This is a genomic window from Mesorhizobium escarrei (assembly GCF_935825525.1).
Taxonomy (GTDB): domain Bacteria; phylum Pseudomonadota; class Alphaproteobacteria; order Rhizobiales; family Rhizobiaceae; genus Mesorhizobium; species Mesorhizobium escarrei.
This window is the reverse complement of sequence record NZ_CAKXZT010000154.1, coordinates 1-2,479: the sequence shown is the minus strand read 5'-3', so window position 1 is coordinate 2,479 and position 2,479 is coordinate 1. Positions and strand designations below refer to the sequence as shown.

At 63.0% G+C, this 2,479-nt stretch carries 1 protein-coding gene and 1 pseudogene; both read left to right on the top strand.

Annotation, left to right across the window (positions count from 1 at the left end):
* Positions 1–114: 114 nt before the first annotated feature.
* Positions 115–1,684, top strand: a pseudogene (gene istA, locus NMG80_RS28315) (IS21 family transposase).
* Positions 1,614–2,342: an IS21-like element helper ATPase IstB gene (gene istB / locus NMG80_RS28310; protein WP_254021161.1), complete on the top strand. Its 729-nt coding sequence runs from the start codon at positions 1,614–1,616 to the stop codon at positions 2,340–2,342. Before istA ends, istB begins: the two are co-directional and overlap by 71 nt.
* The last annotated feature ends 137 nt before the right edge of the window (positions 2,343–2,479 follow it).

Sequence of the window (2,479 nt, the reverse complement as noted above, 5' to 3'; positions counted from 1 at the left end):
GTGTTTCGGCGTGGAATAAGGACCCCGTTTCAGGGGTGACCGGCGTCCAAAAAGGACCCCTGTAACGCAGGGTTGTCAGACTGCCTTCGGTTTCATCGGGGGCATTTGTTTTGGATGTTGGTTGTGGAGACGATTGCGAAGATTCGTCGGCTGTCGCTGGTCCAGGGGAAGTCGATCAAGGAGATCTGCCGCGAGTTGAGGATATCGCGGAAGGTTGTCCGGAAGGTGCTGCGGTCAGACGCGACGGAGTTCCGCTACGAGCGTGAGCATCAGCCGATGCCAAAGATCGGCCCTTGGCAGGATCAACTCGACGGGCTTTTGGGTGGCAACCACGGCAAGGCGGGGCGCGAGCGGCTGACGCTGATCCGGATTTACGAGGAGCTTCGCGGGCTCGGCTATGAAGGCAGTTACGATGCGGTCCGTCGATACGCGAAGGGCTGGGCGAAGGAGCAAGGATCGGCAACGGCGGAAGCCTATGTGCCGCTGTTCTTCGCGCCGGGGGAGGCCTACCAGTTCGACTGGAGCCACGAGATCGTCCTGATCAACGGCGTGACGGTGACCGTGAAGGTCGCCCATGTCCGGCTCTGCCACAGCCGCATGATGTTCGTCAGGGCCTATCCGCGCGAGACGCAGGAGATGGTGTTCGACGCCCACGACCAGGCGTTTGCCTTCTTCGGCGGCGCCTGCACGCGCGGCATCTACGACAACATGAAGACGGCGGTGGAGACGGTGTTCGTCGGCAAGGACCGGCAATACAATCGCCGCTTCCTTCAGATGTGCAGTCACTATCTGGTGCAGCCGGTCGCTTGCACGCCGGCGTCGGGCTGGGAGAAGGGGCAAGTCGAGAACCAGGTCGGGCTGGTGCGCGAGCGCTTCTTCACGCCGCGGCTGCGCTTCAAGAGCTATGAGGAACTCAACGCCTGGCTCCTCGACAAATGCATCGCCTACACAAAAGCCCACCGTCATATTGACCAGCCGGAGCGCACGATCTGGAACGTTTTCGAGGAAGAGCGCGGCAAGCTGGTCGAGTATCGCGGTCCCTTCGACGGCTTCCACACGGTTCCAGCTTCGGTGTCGAAGACCTGCACGGTGCGCTTCGACAACAACAAATACTCGGTGCTGTCGACTGCCGTCGGCCGGCCGGTCGAGATCCAGGCCTATGCCAGCCGGATCGTCATTCGTCAGGACGGCATCCTCGTCGCCGAACACGTCCGTTCGTTCGGCCGCGGCGAGACCGTCTATGATCCCTGGCACTATGTCCCCGTGCTCGCCCGCAAGCCCGGCGCATTGCGCAATGGCGCGCCGTTCCAGGACTGGGTTCTGCCATCGGCGATGGAGCGGGTTCGACGCCGATTGAAGTCCTCGGATGACGGTGATCGGCAGATGGTGGCGATTCTGGCCGCAGTGCTGGCCGACGGGATCGATGCCGTGGAGGCCGCCTGCCAGGAGGCGCTCCAACAGAACGTTTGCTCGTCCGCCGTCATCATCAACATTCTGGCGCGGCGGCGCGATCCGGCGCCGGCCATCACCATTCTCACCCCGGACGCTCTTCGCCTGCAGCACGAGCCGCAGGCCGACTGCGCCCGCTACGACAGCCTCAGGAGGGCAAGCTGATGGAACGCACGCAGGTTCTGGACCTGATGGGGACGCTGAAGCTCTACGGCATGCGCAGCGCCTACGATGAGGTCATGGCGACAGGCATCAAGCGCCAGCACGAGCCGCCGAAGATCGTCGGCGATCTGCTCTCGGCCGAGATCGCCGAGAAACAGGCCCGCTCCATCAAATACCAGCTCACCGTCGCAAAACTGCCGCTCGCCAAGGACATCGAGGAGTTCGACTTCGACGGCACGCCGGTCAACGAGGTGCTGGTCCGGGACCTTGCCAACGGCACTTTCGTCGCCGACCAGCGCAATGCCGTCCTCATCGGCGGCACCGGAACCGGCAAGTCGCACCTGGCAATCGCTCTTGCTCGATCCCTGATCCGCAACGGCTCGCGAGGCCGCTTCTACAATGTCGTCGATCTCGTCAACCGGCTCGAGACCGAGCACCGCGGCGGCAAGCAGGGCCGCATCGCCGACTACCTCACCCGGCTCGACTTCGTCGTGCTCGATGAACTCGGCTACCTGCCGTTCGCGCAAGCCGGCGGGCAATTGCTCTTCCATCTGATCAGCAGGCTCTATGAACGGACCTCGATCATCGTCACCACAAACCTGGCGTTCGGAGAATGGCCCGCCGTCTTCGGCGACGCCAAGATGACGACCGCTCTGCTCGACCGTCTCACCCATCACTGCGAGATCATCGAGACCGGAAACGAATCCTGGCGCTTCAAGAACCGCGCCTGATTACCCCATAACGCCGATCCGCACTCGCCGGGCTGCACAACCCCAACCAGTTCCGCCCGGCGAGCGCTAACCATTGTGCTCTACGAGGGGTCCCTTTTGCGCGCCGATCCAGGGTCCCTATTGTGGGCCGATTGACA

Coding starts and splice junctions, on each gene's coding strand:
- istB (WP_254021161.1), top strand. CDS start 1,614: ATGGAACGCACGCAGGTTCTGGACCTGATGGGGACGCTGAAGCTCTAC.